Origin of the sequence: Rickettsia endosymbiont of Thecocarcelia acutangulata (genome assembly GCF_964263195.1) — a bacterium.
Lineage (GTDB): Bacteria > Pseudomonadota > Alphaproteobacteria > Rickettsiales > Rickettsiaceae > Rickettsia > Rickettsia felis.
In genome coordinates this window covers 278,733-295,450 of the sequence record NZ_OZ181652.1, presented here as the reverse complement: position 1 = coordinate 295,450, position 16,718 = coordinate 278,733, and the positions used below count along the sequence as shown (strand labels likewise).

The following is a 16,718-nucleotide window of genomic DNA, read 5'->3' as shown; positions in this document are numbered from 1 at the left end:
AAACCTTTTAGTTATCAAGGATTAAGGCTAATAAATAATTAATTAAAAATATAAAAACGATGAGTAATAGAATAGTAAAATTACCAAATTGCGAGAATATAGTAGGAGAGGTTAGTTTTTTAGGAATTAAACCTTGAGTATAATTTATTTCATTTAGATTTAGTTTTTCTATTGTTCTACCAAAAGGATCTACTATAGCTGAAATACCGTTATTTGCTACTCTAATCATAGGTAAACCGTTCTCTATGGCTCTACTTCTACTAATATGAAAATGCTGATATGGACCGCTTGATTTACCATACCACGCATCATTTGTAATATTAATTATTACATCGGCTATTTCATTATTCGTCCGTACAAAATCAGAAAAAATAGATTCATAACAAATTAAAGGTTTAATTTTAAGATTATATTTTTCAAGATAAACAAGCCCTCCGTCTCCTTCTTTATAATCAATTAAACCGTAAGTTAATTTTTTAAACGGTAGTATCTTTTTAAGAGGCATATACTCACCGAAAGGTACTAAATGTGATTTATGATATTCAAATAATTTATGATCATTTTTATCAAGAGCATACATAGCTGAGTAAAGGCTAAATTCATCACCTTGTTTTTTATTATTCGAGATACCTCCTGTTATCAAAATAGCATTTGTAGAATTTAGCATTTTTAGTAATTCTGATTTAACTTGCGGTATATCATCAGGTACTACTAATGCTGCTTCAGACCAAATAATTAAATCGGTGGGTTCGGAATTTTCCGATAAATTAATATGTAGCATTAAATTATGCCAAAATTCTTCTTCATTCCATTTTTCAGTTTGAGGTATTGAAGGCTGCACTAATCGTACTTTTATATCAGTGAAATTTGTAGGGTTATTACTTAGCCTTACTGCTCCGTAAATGACAATTACGCTTAATATTAGGACTGAACTAGCTAGTAATATTTTTAACTGAGTAAATTGCTTCCTAAATAAAGGATAAGCTGATGTAGAAATATATATAACTATAAAACTAAGTCCATATATCCCTATTATACTTAAAGGCTGTATTAAAATATCTGAAAACGAGAAAGCATAGCCGATCAAATTCCAAGGAAGACCGGTAAAAATCCACGAACGTACCCACTCGAATAATACCCAACATATGCAAAATATAAATTGATAATATTTATTATTCTTAGTAAAAAAGCTAAGCGTGCAGCTTGCCGATATAAAGAAAGCTAAAACTATAGGTAGCCCAAATAACGCAAAAGGAATTGCCCACCAAAAATCTGCAATATAAACGCTAACACCAATACTTATCCAATATATTCCACTTAAAAAATGCCCAAAACCGAATAAATAACCAAATTTTGCGGCTTCTTGCCAATTTTCGGATTTTTGAACTATATAACATAAGTAAGATAACGTTAATAATGCCGGTATAAAAAAAGTCGGAGCAAAAGCTAAACCGCTTAACATCCCTAGCAGTAAACATATGATTTTAGGTTTATACATTTTTATCGATTATTTGTTTACAAAATAATACATCATGCTATCATTTCAGCAAGTTTTAATATAATGAGTAAATAAATGACTACAGGATTACTACAAGGAAAAAAAGGCTTAATTACAGGCATTGCAAATAATATGTCAATATCGTGGGCGATTGCACAGCTTGCTAAAAAACACGGAGCAGAGCTATGGTTTACTTATCAATCGGAAGTACTAGAAAAACGAGTTAAACCACTCGCTGAGGAAATAGGTTGTAATTTTGTTAGCGAACTTGATGTTACGAATCCAAAATCAATTAGTAATTTATTTGATGATATAAAAGAGAAATGGGGTAGCTTCGATTTCTTACTTCACGGTATGGCTTTTGCCGATAAAAATGAATTAAAAGGACGTTATGTTGATACTAGCTTAGAAAATTTTCATAATTCTTTACATATATCATGTTATTCTCTTTTAGAACTCTCAAGGTCCGCAGAAGCCTTAATGCATGACGGCGGAAGCATTGTGACGTTAACTTACTACGGTGCTGAAAAAGTTATACCTAATTATAATGTAATGGGGATTTCTAAAGCTGCACTTGAGGCTAGTGTAAAATATCTAGCAAACGATTTGGGAGAAAATAATATTAGAGTAAACGCTATTTCGGCAGGACCTATCAAAACTCTAGCATCTAGTGCAATAGGTGATTTTAGTACTATGCTTAAATCTCACGCTGCAACCGCACCGTTAAAACGTAATACTACCCAAGAAGATGTAGGAGGAGCAGCAGTATATTTATTTAGTAATTTATCTAAAGGTGTTACCGGTGAAATTCATTATGTAGATTGCGGCTACAATATTATGGGAAGTAATAAATTATAAATTATTATTGCATAGATCATTAAACGTGTTCGATGTCATTCCCGTGCGGCGTTGTTGCATGGACCGGTAAAATCCAATGTGTCATCCCGTGGCTTGCTAACTAGGTCCATAAAAACAATAAAAAATACTAATAATTTTAGTATTTTTAACTGGATCCCGTGGTCAAGCCACGGTATGACATCCCAAAGCCTTGGATTCCCGCTTTTAGCGAAGAATGACATTATAATCCATGATTTCTTTTTTTGAGATGTTCAGGTTTTGGAGGAACAGGCGGTTTTTTGGATTTTGCCTGAACCTTTTTAGCTTCTGACGGCAATGCCGGATTATTTAATCTATTTAACTCTTTTGAGATTTGTTTTAACTGTTCTTGTACTTCTACCTTTAAAGGAGTATGAGAATTTTTAATTTCACTATTTATTATTTTTCCTATTTTCTCAAGATTTTCTTTAGAAATAGAATATGATTTTATACTTATATAATTAACAATCTTTGACCACCAAGTTTGTCTTTTATCTAATTCTTGATGTATTATATCTACTAAATCATTTTTTTTGAATGTTAATATATAATCAGAAGCTCCTTCTAAGGATTTAGATAAATGCCTTTTTATTTCTTCTCGTCTCTTATCTTCAATACTTACCTTTTTGTCTTTCTCAAGTGTTGTTATTGCTTTTTCAATTATTGAAGATATCTTAATCTCTTTTCCTTCATTTGCTTTATTTTCTAAATTTTCTTTGGTATTAAAATGTATATTGGTTCCTATTTTAGCATCTACTAATTGTTTAACATACTTACCGTTAGGAGCAGATATTCCTCCTTCTATTTTCAATGCTTCTTCCGGTGATTTTTTATATATTTTCTCATATATTTCTGATTCTCGAAAAAGTGGAGCATATAATAAAAAATTAACACTTTGAGCTATTCTACTATCTACTAAATCTTTAGAATTTCTTTTAGGATAAAATTTTTCTTGTAAAATACGATAGTGATCTAATATTTCCTGGGTTATATCTTTTACATCAAGAGATTGTAATTCTCCTTTATCATTAAATTTTGCTTTCATACCTGAGCGTTTTGCTTCCAACAATAATATTCTTTGAAAAACTTTATTATTAGGAGTACGACAAACAAAATTAGGATCATTATCCGGCATTAATTCATTTGCATTTTCCATTATTGCTTGATTGAGCTTATGTAACTGCTCCTTATTAAGCTTTTTATCTAAAAAACTTATAAAAGCTTCCCTTTGTTTTTGCTTACTTGCAGTACTAAAAGCCTGCTGCATCTTTTGCAAAACATCAAAATCAAAATTTTCGTTACCTATTTCTTTGATAACTAAATTTGCTAAATTTTTTGTTCCAGTATTCACTGTTTCTTTTTTATTTTTTGTAGCCATATATTAATCTAACTTGTAATTATTTAAATATTAATGATAGATTAAATTAATTTCTAGAGATTTTTACTATATTTATAATCAAAACTTTAAGACAGTATCTAGAAAGTCATACTGGACTTTCGCTATTTCCTAGAATTTCTATTGATACTATCCCACCATCTGGTTGACTATGATTTACTAGCTCTAATATATTTGAAGATGCTAAATTGCTAATATAAACACCTTTTACATCATTTAATATAGAATTAAATACATAACTATCTACTTCATCGCCCTTATTAATATCATAGTATGGTTTAAATTTTTCTAATTCACTTACTTTTTTAAACCTCTCTGACTTAAATAATTCTTTTGCTACATCATGTTCTTCAATATATTTACTTACAAGTAAAAACATTATGCTTTGTGCTAAGCTATTTTTAATATAAAATTCTTTTAAGCATTCAATAAAATTTTCAAAAAAACTTACTTCTTCAATTAATTCTTCAAAAGGAATTTGACAATCATGGAACAATTCTTGATATAATTTTTTCTGCAATTCCTCTTTTTCAATTAGTTCTTCAAAAGGAATTTGACAATCATGGAACAATTCCTGATATAATTTTTTCTGCAATTCCTCTTTTTCAAAGTTTTTCAAATAAAAATTATCTACTAATAACTTGTAAAGTTCAAGTATCTTGCTAGGAAAGTTAATTTTTAAAGTTCCTTTTTTATCAACTTCTACAGCAAAATTGTTTCTTTCTGCTTGCAATAATAATATTTCTTGGAAAACTTTATTATTAGGAGTACGACAAACGAAATTAGGATCATCATCCGGCATTAATTCATCTGCATTTTCCATTATTGCTTGACTGAGTTTATGTAATTGCTCTTTATTAAGCTCTTTATCTAAAAAACTTATAAAAGCTTTTCTTTGTTTTTGCTTACTTGCAATGCTAAAAGCCTGCTGCATCTTTTGTAAAATCCCAAAATCAAAATTTTCGTTATCTATTTCTTGGATAACTAAATTTGCTAAATTATGTGATGCTTCATCACACAATTCTTCTCTTTCTAAGTTTCTTTGACCTAACCCGGAATAAACATTGAATCCTGATTCTTTCTTTTGAGCTAATCTAGGATATTTTTCTTCAATTTCTCTAAGTTTACTAATACAAGAGAGCATAATTTCTTTTAGCTTCATATAATTTATTCCTTAAATTAAAAAGGCGATTATATTTAGTTAAAAAATATTAACAAGCATTTTATAAAAGATTAAGATAAATTAATCTTTGTTAAGGGGGTGATGCAATAATGCTTTTTTTAAATGATTAGTTTGAAGATGAGTATATATTTGGGTAGTTGATATATCAGCATGACCGAGTAACTCTTGAATTACTCTTAAGTCTGCTCCGCCTTCAAGTAAATGACTTGCAAAGCTGTGGCGTAATATATGAGGAGAAATATGTTCAGGGTTAAGATTGGCATAAAGAGCGACAGATTTTAACAGAATTGCAAAATTTTGCCTAGTCATATAACCTGCTAAAGCTGATGAGGGAAATAAATAAATGAGATTTTTTGGTTTAGCTTTATTCACAAAAATATCTCTAATTGCAAGATATTTAGCAATAGAGATAACTGCCTGTTCATTTATTACTATGACTCTTTCTTTATTGCCTTTACCAAGTACCGAAAATATTTTTCTTACTTCTCCTTTAGATGTTTTATTAGTCAGAATATCAGTAAGCTTAAGGCTAACAAGCTCCGAGACTCTAAGGCCGCTAGCATAAAGCAAATGAATCATAGCATTAAGCCGTATACCTTCAGGAGAATTATCTTGCGAGCAATATTCAAGTAACGATTTAATTTGATCTATAGACAATATTTCGGGAAGTTTATTTTGATATTTCGGTAAATCTACGTTAAGAACCGGATTAAAGGCAGTATGATTTTCGCTAATTAAAAATTCATAATAGCTTTTTATAGTCGATATTTTTCGGTTAATTGAGCGTGCTTGTAAATCATTACTTGCTAGATATTCAATCCAATCTCTAACATTCTCTGTGGTAATATTTAATTCGGATAATCTTTGTTTAGCAAGATAATTTTGAAAATCGAATAGGTCACGCTTATAGCTAAGTATGGAGTTTTTTGATAATGCTCGCTCCGCTAAGAGCATTTCTAGGAATTGCGAAATAAATTCCATAAGATTTTATGATTTTTATATGGAGGCCAGGGTCGGAATCGAACCGACGAATAGAGGATTTGCAGTCCACGGCATTACCACTTTGCTACCCAGCCTAGGTATTGTCATTGCGAGGAGGCATTGCCTGCGTGGATACCGCCCCGTCATTGCGAGCAGCCGTAGGCTGCGTGGCAATCTCATGAAATAATAAACTCCTGAGATTGCTTCGTCAATTACTTCGTAATTTCCTCGCAATGACGTTTTCAAAACACGGTAATACTACCAACATCCATACAAAAAAGCAACTATTTTTATATTAAACTCCTAATCCTTGCGGGTTGCTTTAGCGATTTATCTTTCATAAAATTCAGGAACTGGCTAACGGAATCCACTATATCGTCATTTTTAATATGAGGAAAATTCAGTAATTCCTTTAAAATTATGCTTGATTGTTTGGGTATTAAAACACTAGCTGATTGAAATAAAGGGACTACCGAGGCGAATCTCGTAACTTTATCAAATCTTGGCTTAATCCCGATCACTCTAATATTATCGCCTAAAAACCCTATATCTTGAATCAATTGTTGACCGCTTGCTTTATCCTCGATTAATATAAATTTTGGCTGATATTCTCTAGCTAATTTTTCCGTTATATTTTTAAGCTCAGGATAATTAATTTTTTTCCGTACTAATGATACTAGATAATATTTCTGCTCAAGAATCCCCCTATAGTACAAACACTATAATCGGAATCTTCAGAAATTTTAATTGCCGTATCCCAGCTTTGCACAAAATAATCAAACTTCTCAGGTAGAGTTTCATAAAAGCTAATATCCTCCATATTAAGCAAAGATGACCCCCTAGCTATAGGTTCTTGTAGATATTGAGCATTATAATTATAGCTACCTATTTCCTGCTCTAATTTCATTAAACAGTCAGAAGGTTCTTTGTAGCTATCTAAAATCTCACCGCTAAGATATTGATATTCTTTATTCATTAATTTAAAGGAGTAATCTTGAATGCTAATAGCTGGAATTTTTAAATGATGCCATGAATTGCTACTATTAAGTAGATAACCAGATAAATCATCACTATGAAGACGCTGCATAACTAGAACTATCGCTCCCTTATTACGATTATTTAGTCTGCTAACAAAAGTTTGCTCAAACCAATCTATAACTTTCTTACGTATTTTATAAGAATGAATTTGCGTAGGGTTATGAGGATCATCGATAATTAAGATATCACCGCCCTCACCTGTTGCCGTTCCTCCAACCGATGTTGCAAATCTAAAGCCGTTAGCTGTCGTTAAAAACTTACTTTTTTGATTATGGGTTTTACTAAGGATAGTATTCGGAAAAAGTTCCTTATACCAATCGGAATTTAAAATAAACCGACAATCTAGTGAGTGTTTAATGCTAAGTATTTGAGAGTAGCTAGCAGCCATAATCCTTTTGGTGGGACTTGTCCCAAGTAAATAAGCAGGCCAAGCAACGCTAACACAAATAGATTTTAAACTCCTTGGCGGTATATTGATTATTAAACGGTTAATATCTGCCGTTTTGCACGGCATTTAAATAATCGGTAATTATTCTTATATGTTTACTTGGGTAATACTCTGCTCCCGGATTAATAGTATTAAATACCTTAATGATAAAGCTATGAAAATCCTGCCGTAAAATAGAATTTAAGAGTTCTTTAGAATGGAGCATTGTACCTACATCGTCATTGCGAGCGACTGAAAGGAGCGTGGCAATCTCGTCAAATATCCTAAGATTGCTTCGTCGAATTACTATGTAATTCTTCTTGCAATGACGTTAAAACCTTATCGCAAATTATCATTGCCATTAATCCCCCATAGTATATAATTTTGAAAAATAATATGTTTATTTATGAAGTTACTAAGAATTGTTTTTATCACGATCATATGTGCTTACTCTTCTATATTTGCAGAGAATTTAGAGTCGGTCACTACAACCGAAGATATTGAAAACGATGTATTTATTCCTCTTGATAAAAACCATCCTGTTTTAAACACCAATGATAATATTAATGATAGTTCCGAGTTTAAGAGCTATACAAACGGTAAAATTATTGCTCTAAATAAAATTACCGCTACTTCCGAAGAAATGAATTTTAAAGTTGGAGAGGAAAAATATTTCGGTAATATAAAAATCAAATTGCATAAATGTATAAAAAACCTTGATCCGTATAATGAAAATAATTATTTACTGATGACCGTAACAGAATATAAAATAGATGAAGATCCTAATTTACTCTTTCAAGGATGGATGATTTCTTCAAGCATTTCACTTTCAACATTTGAACACCCAATCTACGAAATTTTTGCTAAAGATTGTTTTTAATTGAAATGATAAATTATTTAACTTCAACTTTAATATTCCTAATTCCAAGCCTTGGAATGGTAGCGGGCTTATCGGTTGCAGCTACTGTAACAGTATTTTTGCTGAGTATGTCATACCGTGGCTTGACCACGGTATCCAGCAAAAATAAAAAAGACTGGACCCCGTGGTCAAGCCACGGGGTGACAGTAATATTCACCGCTTGGTACTTTATATCTTGTTTACTTGCAATTCATCCTATTAATAGTTTAGCTACTTTTATTCAAGTTTTCATAATCTTATTTCTCGGCTTTGCAGTTAGTAATTCCGCTCCTTTCGGGAATCGCTTGCAGCTCAAAAAAGCTTTAATACTCGGAATTCTCACGGCAATATTATTATTCTTCATTGAATATTCTTCTCATGGTTTTTTAACAAGAACATTCAAAGCTAGTTTTGGCTTATATATGCTAGATCGTGGTTGTGCTTTACTTTCAATTACTTCTTGGGTAGCGATTATAATTTTACTCTCTAGCGGTAAAAGAAGACACGCATTAATGCTATATATATTAGTGCTTTATTTATTAAGTATTTCCGATAGTTTAGCAAGTTTTTTAGGCTTTAGTATAGGCGGAGTAATATTTATTTTAGCAAGGCTTATAAAGCCGATATTTTTCAAATTAATTGCAATAAGTTTAATTACCGGCTCGTTACTATTTCCTGTTATAGCTAAACAAATAGAACCACGAGATTTATCTGAAAAATATTTAGCTACACAACCTTCCACTGCTCATCGTTTATTTATTTGGCATTTTGTTGCAAATAAAATCACCCTAAAACCAATTTTAGGCTATGGCTTTGCTTCTTCTAAATATATCGAAGTTGGTGATAATGAAATGATCGATTATAAAGATGAAAAATGGCATCCGTTACCGCTACACCCTCATAATAATATATTACAAATTACTCTTGAACTTGGTATAATAGGATTAGTATTATTTTTATGCTTAGTTTATAAATACTTAAAACAAGTCGATAATATAAAGAGTTCTAATTTTAGAGCAGCTTCTTATTCATGCTTCATAAATTACTATATTATCGGCATGATTTCATATAATATTTGGCAAATATGGTGGATATCAAGCGGTATTTGGGTACTAGTTTTAATGAAGTTACTAGTTAAACCTGATATTGTCGTTGATAATTGATGCTATTTGGTATAGATATAGAATATTGTCATTAAACATACGTCATTGCGAGCAGCCGTAGGCTGCGTGGCAATCTCGTCAAACATCCTGAGATTACTTCGTCGAATCACTGTGTAATTCTCCTCGCAATAACGAAAAACAATAAAAACATATGCTACAAAATTCAGAGCTTTTACAAGAATATCTACCGATTGCTATATTTTTCGGCATTGCGGTATTGGTTTCCGGTTTAATAATGATTCTACCTACCCTATTATCGACAAAGAAATATAATAAAGATAAGCTAGAGCCTTATGAGTGTGGTTTTGAACCTTTTAGTGATGCAAGGTCAAAATTTGATATACGCTTTTACTTAGTTGCCATTTTATTTATCATATTTGACCTTGAAATCGCATTTTTAGTACCTTGGGCTATTAGCCTTAATATGATAGGTAAAATAGGCTTTTTCTCAATGATATTTTTCTTATTCGTACTTACTATCGGGTTCATATATGAATGGAAGAAAGGAGCTTTAGACTGGTAATTATATGAAACACAGTTTTTATCAAGAAAACGAATTATTAAATAATGAGCTTTCTAATAGAGGATTCTTACTCACTAAAGTTGATGACGTTATAGGCTGGGCGAGAGCTAATTCCTTATGGCCTATGACTTTTGGGCTTGCTTGTTGTGCTGTTGAGATGATGCAGGCAGCAGCAAGTAGATATGATATGGATCGCTTCGGTATGTTATTTAGACCAAGTCCAAGGCAGTCCGATCTTATGATAGTTGCAGGAACGCTTACTAATAAAATGGCACCGGCTCTACGTAAAGTATATGATCAAATGGCTGAGCCTAAATGGGTGCTTTCAATGGGTAGCTGTGCTAATGGCGGCGGCTATTATCATTTCTCTTATTCGGTAGTGCGTGGCTGTGATAGAATCGTACCGGTTGACGTATATGTCCCTGGCTGCCCTCCTACCGCCGAAGCATTAATTTACGGACTTATGCAGTTACAGAAAAAAATTAAACGCACTACAGGTTTTAAGTATGACGCTAGACAAACTCATTGAAAAATTTGCAGCTAAATCTAGCACCTTAATAACACCTATTATAGTTAAGGATTACTTAGCTTATAAAATCGAGCTGAATTTTTTATTACCGTTTTTAAAAGCTTTAAAAGAATCGGAAGAATTACGCTTTACTGTACTTACTGATTTATTTGGGGCTGATTTTCCTGAAAGAGACAAGAGGTTTGAAGTAGTATATAATTTACTAAGTTTAAAATTAAATAAGCGTTTAATAATAAAAGTAAACATATCTGAAAAAGAAACTATACCTTCGGCAATGAATATATTTAGTGCCGCTTGTTGGTATGAGCGTGAAGTTTACGATATGTACGGGGTAAATTTCGATGGCAATGACGATAAAAGACGAATACTAACCGATTATGAATTCGAGGGACATCCATTACGTAAAGATTTCCCGTTAACAGGTTATACACAAGTTAAATATGATGAGCAGCTAAAGAAAGTAGCTTATGAGCCGGTCGATTTAGATATAGAATATCGTGAGTTTGATTTTAGCTCTCACTGGCATAGCCCGACTTACGTATTACCCGGGGATGAAAAGGCAACTGATGTCATTCCTGCGAAAGCAGGAATCCAGAAATAGAATTACATCAAAACCGTCATTGCGAGCAGCCTTAGGCTGTGTGGCAATCTCATGAAATAATACTCCTGAGATTGCTTCGTCGAATTACTACGTAATTCTTCTCGCAATAACGTTTGATCAATATATAATTACTAACCATGACTAACAACACCAAAACTATAACTCTGAATCTTGGTCCGCAGCATCCGGCAACTCACGGGGTTTTAAGGTTAATTCTTGGGATGGAAGGGGAAGTAGTAAATAACGCCGATCCTCATATTGGGTTACTGCATCGTGGTACGGAAAAGCTTATTGAGCATAAAACATATTTGCAGGCTATACCATATTTTGATCGCCTTGATTATGTTTCGCCAATGTGCCAAGAACATGCGTTTGCTTTGGCAGTCGAGTCGTTATTAGAATGCGAAATCCCTAGAAGAGCTCAGTTTATCAGGGTACTATTCTCAGAACTAACAAGAATTTTGAACCATACTTTGAATATTGGCAGTCAGGCTTTAGATATCGGTGCTACTACTCCTTTATTATGGCTTTTTGAAGAGCGAGAAAAAATCATGGAATTTTACGAGCGTGTTTCCGGCTCTCGTATGCATTCAAACTACTTTAGACCTGGGGGCGTTACAGAAGATTTACCTGACGGTTTACTTGAAGATATAGATAAGTTTATAGAGCAGTTTCCTCCTAAACTTCATGATATAGAAAGCCTACTAAATGAAAATAGGTTATGGAAACAACGTTTAGTAGATATCGGCGTTGTGTCTCAAAAAGAGGCAATGGATTGGGGGTTTTCAGGACCGATGCTTAGAGGTTCAGGCATAGCTTGGGATTTACGCAAGTCAAACCCTTATGACGTTTACGATGAAATGGACTTTAAAGTACCAATCGGCAAAAACGGTGATTGTTACGACAGATATTTCGTCCGCATGCTTGAAATGTATGAATCTATTAAGATAATCAAGCAATGTATAGAGAAAATGCCGAAAGGTGCAGTTAAAACTGATGATCCTAAGCTTACACCACCGACAAGGGCTAAAATGAAAGAATCTATGGAAGCAATGATTCATCATTTTAAGCTCTATACGGAAGGATATGACGTCCCAGCCGGTGAGACTTATAAAGCAGTAGAAGCTCCTAAAGGCGAGTTTGGTGTATATTTATACTCGCAAGGAGGTAATAGACCTTATAGATGCCGAATTAAAGCCCCAGGCTTTGCTCATTTGCAAGGACTAGATTTTATATCTAAAGGTCATTTAATGGCAGATGTTATTACTATTATTGCAACGCTTGATATAGTATTCGGTGAGATAGATAGGTAGACTCGTCATTACGAGCAGGCATTGCCTGCGTGGACATTAAGCCGTCATTGCGAGCGACTGCAAGGAGCGTGGCAATCTCAGGACTTTAGCCCGAGATTGCTTCGTCGAATTACTACGTAATTCTTCTCGCAATGACGATGAAATCGAACCACACAGAAACAACACAAAAAATATATGAGTACAAATTTTACATTTGATAAGAAAAACTTAAATCTAGCAGAAGATATTATAAAAAAATATCCGCCGGAAGGTAAAAGAAGTGCTATATTGCCACTGCTAGATCTAGCGCAACGTCAAAATGGCGGTTGGCTACCCGTGCCTGCTATCGAATATGTCGCAAATATGCTAGAAATGCCTTATATGCGAGCTTATGAGGTTGCAACATTTTATACTATGTTTAACTTAAAACCTGTCGGTAAATATCATATTCAAGTATGTACTACTACCCCTTGCTGGCTGCGTGGTAGTGATGATATCATGAAAATTTGCGAAAAAAAATTAGGTATAAAACTCAAAGAAACCACTGAAGATCAAAAATTTACTTTAAGTGAGATAGAATGTTTAGGAGCATGCGTTAACGCACCAGTCATACAAATCAATGATGATTATTATGAAGATCTAACTGAAGAAAAAATGGAAAAACTAATAGATGAGTACTCAAATGATTTTAAGAATTGAATTTTCTTTTAAAAGGTGAACACCCGCAACCTATACTTAATAGGTAAGGATATGAATCCTTGAAAAAATGAAAGAGCAATTCTTAAAATCAGAAGAGTAAACTACAAAATGACTAGAATCTTATTATTACTTAGATTTTATCAATATTTCATTTCCCCGCTACTTGGCAATAATTGCCGATTTCACCCCACTTGTTCAGAATATGCTAAAGAAGCTATAACAATACACGGCAGCATAAAAGGCTTGTGGCTTACCTTTAAAAGAATCATCAAATGCCAACCGTTTTGTAATGGTGGGTATGATGCTGTTCCACTCTCTATAAAAAATTCCAAATCATTTAATAAGAAAATATAAATTATGTTTATTGTAAATCTTAAATATACCTTAGGCTTAGACCTTTCTTCCATTGAAAAATTTATTACAGAACATAGAAAATTTTTAGATAAATATTATGATAAGGGATATTTTATTTTATCAGGTCCTATACATCCGAGAATTGGTGGTATTATTTTAGCTAATATAGAAAAACTAAGTCAACTTAAAGATATATTAAAAGAAGCCCCCTTTTACATTAATGATGTAGCAGAATATGAAATTACTGAATTCACTCCTACAAAATGGCACAAAAATTTAAATATCTTTTAAAAAAAATATGAATAAATTAATCCCATTATCTCGTGAATTTTTTACAAGAGATACTAACTTAGTAAGCACTGAGTTAATCGGTAAAGTCTTATATTTCCAAGGTAAAACAGCTATCATTACTGAAACTGAAAGCTATATAGGACAGGATGATCCTGCTTGCCATGCAGCAAGAGGGCGTACCAAAAGAACAGATATAATGTTTGGTCCTGCAGGCTTTAGCTATGTCTATTTAATTTACGGAATGTATTATTGTTTAAATTTCGTAACTGAAACTGAAGGCTTTCCGGCTGCAACCTTAATTCGAGGTGTACATGTTATTTCACCTAAAAATCTATATCTAAATGGTCCGGGTAAATTATGCAGATACCTTGGAATTAATATTTCTCATAATAAATGCGATCTTATCAATAATAACGAATTTTTTGTCGGCGATATCGGCTTAAAGCTACCCTACTCTACTACTGCTCGTATAGGTATTACTAAAGGCACGGATAAATTATGGCGTTATGTTGTTACTGATATAGTATAGTACCGGACAGTTTTTAAAAAATCCTCGATGTCATCCCTGCGAAAGCAGGGATCCATGCTAAAAAAATCTTAACTTAACTGGATTCCCGCCTACGCGGGAATGACATAGAACACTTTTCTCAAGCCATACGAGCAACACCGTAATTTACTATTAATTTATATAAAAGGTGGAAACCGCTTTTCACCTTTTATATTCAATCTTTCTAGCCGAATAGCGGATTATGCAATAATTCGCTATTTGCGTTAAACAAAATCATGCCACACTAAACTATGTCCACTAACAAAGCTTTTTACTTCTAGATGATCACCGTTATGGTCAAAATTTAACAATAACTCTCCTTCCTCATTGGTACTTACGTGGTTAGTATACACACGCTCATCACCGTCTATTTTAACTTCAAAAGCTTTTTTAAGAAACTTTACGCCGTTCTGTCCGAATTTACGGCAAATTAATCCTTTTTCTTCTAAAATCTTTTTAAAAATATCAAATTTAGATGAACCGACCTTAGCTTCAAGTTTTTCTGAAATGACTCCGTAGCAATTTTTTCCTTTAAATTTACCGATAAATTTAGCCTTTTCGGTAGTAATTATTTCGCCGCCTTCAAGCTTCCAACCGCCTATAGGGGTTTTAGTCACTTGTTCTCTTATAAGCAGAAGATCATGTTTCTTTTTTGTCTGATAATATTCATGAATTTTCTTAGCATCAAACTGCTCGACGAATTGTTCTACACTATCTATTTGTTCATCGTTTGAAGAAAAATTAGTAATAATTTCTTCTTGTTTTTCTTCACTTAATTGCTCTATACATTCTTTATCTTCTGCTTTATTTCCGCCTAGTAAAGCAACAACAAATTTCATTTCAAATAAAAATTCATCACTAATTCCGGCATTTTGTTTTTGAACTTCAAGTACTTTAGTAAGTAATTCGGTTCTATTTTCTATTATTAAAGAATTACATGCTATCTTAAAAATAGCTACATTCTCTTCGTTATCTATATCTCCGTATTTTTCCTGTAACGATAATATTGAGGTAGGATCAAGTAAAGCTTTAAGCCTTATTAAGTTAGGAAATGTTTCAAAAAAAAAAAAACTTTAGGAAGTTCTTTTAAAATATCTAAAGCTATTTCATTTTGTTTTGTGTAAAGTGCTACACTAAGTACAAAAGCTTTATCAACATTTGTCGAACTAATAATTTTTTTAAAATCATTAGTTAATTGTTTTTGCTGTTTCTCTTTTTCACTATTTGAATAATTATTATACTTAGCAATATATTCGTAATATTTGTAATTTTGCAAAAGATTAAAAGGTAAGTTTTTTTTATTAATCGTCGCTAATTTTTTTGGAGTAACCTTATCTATACCTAAAGATAAGGTTAAATAATCTTTTATATCTTTGGATGAAATATTAATTAATAATTCTTTTGCTTCTGCTATTCTATAAGTAACGATATAAATGTCATATAAGCTCATTATTAAATCTAAATCATCTTTAGGTAATCCTGCTGAGGAATTTACGAGATATTGCTCTGCTTTGTTATAATTTCCTATACTCATATAAGATGAACCTAGATTATACATACCTTGAGCTATTATATTATCAACTGAAGTAATATTTAATAATTTCGGTTCAAGTAATTCTATTACTTCTTCATATAGGTTATTATCCATAAGTACTTTTGAAGCATGTACTAATGCAATGGTATTTTCCTTTAAATGCTCTTTTAACGCCATTACCGGTTTAAGTTGAAATTTTGGTTCTATACACTGAATTGATGAATTAATTATTTTAAGAGTATGTTGATATTTTGCCGGTTCTTTAGAAAGTAAATCTAAAATTTCTTTAGAATTTTCTAATAAATCTTTAGTAATATTCGCAGTATTCGTAATATTATTGTTTATTATACTTGGTGCTAATGCAACATTTATTGCTTTAATTTTCTCAAATTTATCAATAGGATTTGTTTCTTTTTCTCCGACGGTACATTCTCTCATGCGATTACCCGGATCTAAAGAAGGTATTTTATATGTAAATTTCTTAGGATCTTTTGTTTTTAATATTTTGTAATTACGAAACAATTTATGATTACTATATTCCGAATATTCAAATCTCCTAAATACATCTCCCATAATTTCTTCTATCAATTTTTCTTCAATCGTTTTTTCTTCAACCATTTTTTTTCAGTTTTTTTAACCTTATTAGCTACCCGATTAATACAAAAAAGAATTATTTCTCCTATGTAATCTAGATTATCTAAAAACGGCATAGCATTATGATAATATTTTATATCTTCTTCCTGTAACATTTTTATTATTGTTTTTATGTCCGATATAGAATTTTCTGAAACAATTTTCTCACTAGGTAAAAAAGTTATCTTATTATTATCGCCTTTAGGGATCGTAATATTAGTTTGTGAATTTTGCATGATAAAACCTTAAGATATT

The 16,718-nt window shown here is 32.1% G+C and carries 20 protein-coding genes, 1 tRNA gene and 2 pseudogenes; 11 read left to right on the top strand and 12 right to left on the bottom strand.

Annotated elements, in window-relative coordinates:
* Positions 1-7: 7 nt before the first annotated feature.
* Entirely contained in the window at positions 8-1,498 is a 1,491-nt protein-coding gene (gene lnt, locus ACE38Q_RS01620; protein WP_500189843.1) for an apolipoprotein N-acyltransferase, read from the bottom strand.
* A gap of 75 nt (positions 1,499-1,573) precedes the next feature.
* On the opposite strand from lnt, the gene fabI reads away from it, so the two are divergent.
* Positions 1,574-2,356 carry an enoyl-ACP reductase FabI gene (gene fabI, locus ACE38Q_RS01615; RefSeq protein ID WP_045812494.1) on the top strand — a complete coding sequence of 261 codons (783 nt, stop codon included), beginning with the start codon at positions 1,574-1,576 and terminating at the stop codon, positions 2,354-2,356.
* A gap of 35 nt (positions 2,357-2,391) precedes the next feature.
* On the opposite strand, the gene ACE38Q_RS01610 is transcribed toward fabI, so the two are convergent.
* The 8 genes from ACE38Q_RS01610 to ACE38Q_RS01575 form a co-directional block, all read right to left on the bottom strand.
* The gene (locus ACE38Q_RS01610) at positions 2,392-2,577 is read right to left on the bottom strand and encodes a hypothetical protein (protein WP_500189842.1); all 186 of its coding nucleotides are present in this window, start codon (positions 2,575-2,577) and stop codon (positions 2,392-2,394) included.
* Positions 2,577-3,752, bottom strand: a complete 1,176-nt coding sequence (locus ACE38Q_RS01605) for a DUF5410 family protein (RefSeq protein WP_500189841.1) — start codon at positions 3,750-3,752, stop codon at positions 2,577-2,579. The genes ACE38Q_RS01610 and ACE38Q_RS01605 overlap by 1 nt, the downstream gene beginning before the upstream one ends.
* Positions 3,753-3,858: 106 nt before the next feature.
* A complete protein-coding gene (locus tag ACE38Q_RS01600; protein WP_500189840.1) occupies positions 3,859-4,932 on the bottom strand; it encodes a DUF5410 family protein in 1,074 nt (357 codons plus the stop codon).
* Positions 4,933-5,013: 81 nt separating this feature from the next.
* The gene (gene xerD, locus ACE38Q_RS01595; protein ID WP_500189839.1) at positions 5,014-5,934 is read right to left on the bottom strand and encodes a site-specific tyrosine recombinase XerD; all 921 of its coding nucleotides are present in this window, start codon (positions 5,932-5,934) and stop codon (positions 5,014-5,016) included.
* Positions 5,935-5,954: 20 nt separating this feature from the next.
* A tRNA-Cys gene (locus ACE38Q_RS01590) sits at positions 5,955-6,029 on the bottom strand.
* A gap of 195 nt (positions 6,030-6,224) precedes the next feature.
* Positions 6,225-6,650, bottom strand: coding sequence for a phage terminase large subunit (terL, locus tag ACE38Q_RS01585; RefSeq protein ID WP_500189838.1), 426 nt, complete (start codon positions 6,648-6,650; stop codon positions 6,225-6,227).
* On the bottom strand, positions 6,611-7,486 hold the full coding sequence (locus ACE38Q_RS01580; protein ID WP_500189837.1) for a hypothetical protein: 876 nt from the start codon (positions 7,484-7,486) through the stop codon (positions 6,611-6,613). Before ACE38Q_RS01580 ends, terL begins: the two co-directional genes overlap by 40 nt.
* Positions 7,461-7,625, bottom strand: a complete 165-nt coding sequence (locus ACE38Q_RS01575) for a hypothetical protein (RefSeq protein WP_500189836.1) — start codon at positions 7,623-7,625, stop codon at positions 7,461-7,463. Before ACE38Q_RS01575 ends, ACE38Q_RS01580 begins: the two co-directional genes overlap by 26 nt.
* Before the next feature lie 180 nt (positions 7,626-7,805).
* Here ACE38Q_RS01575 and ACE38Q_RS01570 point away from each other — a divergent pair, with 180 nt between their 5' ends.
* The 10 genes and pseudogenes from ACE38Q_RS01570 (at position 7,806) to ACE38Q_RS01525 (ending at position 14,278) form a co-directional block, all read left to right on the top strand.
* Positions 7,806-8,279, top strand: a complete 474-nt coding sequence (locus ACE38Q_RS01570) for a DUF2155 domain-containing protein (protein ID WP_500189835.1) — start codon at positions 7,806-7,808, stop codon at positions 8,277-8,279.
* A gap of 8 nt (positions 8,280-8,287) precedes the next feature.
* A pseudogene (locus tag ACE38Q_RS01565) lies at positions 8,288-9,460 on the top strand (O-antigen ligase family protein).
* 151 nt (positions 9,461-9,611) lie between these two features.
* The gene (locus tag ACE38Q_RS01560) at positions 9,612-9,983 is read left to right on the top strand and encodes an NADH-quinone oxidoreductase subunit A (protein ID WP_500189834.1); all 372 of its coding nucleotides are present in this window, start codon (positions 9,612-9,614) and stop codon (positions 9,981-9,983) included.
* Between the two features lie 4 nt (positions 9,984-9,987).
* Entirely contained in the window at positions 9,988-10,512 is a 525-nt protein-coding gene (locus ACE38Q_RS01555) for a NuoB/complex I 20 kDa subunit family protein (RefSeq protein WP_500189833.1), read from the top strand.
* Complete coding sequence (locus ACE38Q_RS01550) at positions 10,490-11,113, top strand: NADH-quinone oxidoreductase subunit C (RefSeq protein ID WP_500189832.1); 624 nt, start codon at positions 10,490-10,492, stop codon at positions 11,111-11,113. Before ACE38Q_RS01555 ends, ACE38Q_RS01550 begins: the two co-directional genes overlap by 23 nt.
* A gap of 137 nt (positions 11,114-11,250) precedes the next feature.
* Positions 11,251-12,426 (top strand): NADH dehydrogenase (quinone) subunit D, encoded by a 1,176-nt coding sequence (gene nuoD, locus ACE38Q_RS01545; RefSeq protein WP_500189831.1) that lies wholly within the window; start codon positions 11,251-11,253, stop codon positions 12,424-12,426.
* 165 nt (positions 12,427-12,591) lie between these two features.
* A pseudogene (gene nuoE, locus ACE38Q_RS01540) lies at positions 12,592-13,104 on the top strand (NADH-quinone oxidoreductase subunit NuoE); the annotation flags it as partial.
* A gap of 108 nt (positions 13,105-13,212) precedes the next feature.
* Positions 13,213-13,458, top strand: coding sequence for a membrane protein insertion efficiency factor YidD (gene yidD / locus ACE38Q_RS01535; RefSeq protein WP_500189830.1), 246 nt, complete (start codon positions 13,213-13,215; stop codon positions 13,456-13,458).
* 3 nt (positions 13,459-13,461) lie between these two features.
* On the top strand, positions 13,462-13,749 hold the full coding sequence (locus ACE38Q_RS01530; protein ID WP_500189829.1) for a YciI family protein: 288 nt from the start codon (positions 13,462-13,464) through the stop codon (positions 13,747-13,749).
* Positions 13,750-13,756: 7 nt separating this feature from the next.
* Entirely contained in the window at positions 13,757-14,278 is a 522-nt protein-coding gene (locus ACE38Q_RS01525; protein ID WP_500189828.1) for a DNA-3-methyladenine glycosylase, read from the top strand.
* 242 nt (positions 14,279-14,520) lie between these two features.
* Here ACE38Q_RS01525 and ACE38Q_RS01520 read toward each other — a convergent pair whose 3' ends face one another.
* From ACE38Q_RS01520 to ACE38Q_RS01510, 3 genes are all read right to left on the bottom strand, one after another.
* Positions 14,521-15,135: a hypothetical protein gene (locus ACE38Q_RS01520; protein WP_500189827.1), complete on the bottom strand. Its 615-nt coding sequence runs from the start codon at positions 15,133-15,135 to the stop codon at positions 14,521-14,523.
* 200 nt (positions 15,136-15,335) lie between these two features.
* Positions 15,336-16,448 carry a tetratricopeptide repeat protein gene (locus ACE38Q_RS01515; RefSeq protein WP_500189826.1) on the bottom strand — a complete coding sequence of 371 codons (1,113 nt, stop codon included), beginning with the start codon at positions 16,446-16,448 and terminating at the stop codon, positions 15,336-15,338.
* Positions 16,415-16,699 (bottom strand): hypothetical protein, encoded by a 285-nt coding sequence (locus ACE38Q_RS01510; RefSeq protein WP_500189825.1) that lies wholly within the window; start codon positions 16,697-16,699, stop codon positions 16,415-16,417. Before ACE38Q_RS01510 ends, ACE38Q_RS01515 begins: the two co-directional genes overlap by 34 nt.
* Positions 16,700-16,718 lie beyond the last annotated feature (19 nt).